Source organism: Serratia montpellierensis (assembly GCF_020858655.1).
GTDB lineage: Bacteria > Pseudomonadota > Gammaproteobacteria > Enterobacterales > Enterobacteriaceae > Serratia > Serratia montpellierensis.
Genome location: NZ_VOSN01000002.1, coordinates 72,817 through 73,040 on the forward strand (window position 1 = coordinate 72,817; position 224 = coordinate 73,040).

The following is a 224-nucleotide window of genomic DNA, read 5'->3' on the forward strand; positions in this document are numbered from 1 at the left end:
AATTCAAAGGTCACTCCAGTGTTTGGTGGCCGGATGCCAAAAGCATCTCAATGCGGGAATAGCTCAGTTGGTAGAGCACGACCTTGCCAAGGTCGGGGTCGCGAGTTCGAGTCTCGTTTCCCGCTCCAAATTCAACAATGTCGCGATGCGGCATGATGAATAAATAAAGCAGTATCAAGCAGTACCTATGCGACGCGGGAATAGCTCAGTTGGTAGAGCGCAAC

Annotated in this window: 1 tRNA gene; it reads left to right on the forward strand. The window is 50.9% G+C overall.

Annotated elements, in window-relative coordinates:
• Nucleotides 1-52 precede the first annotated feature (52 nt).
• Nucleotides 53-128 (forward strand) — tRNA-Gly (locus FUU19_RS01585).
• Nucleotides 129-224: the final 96 nt, after the last annotated feature.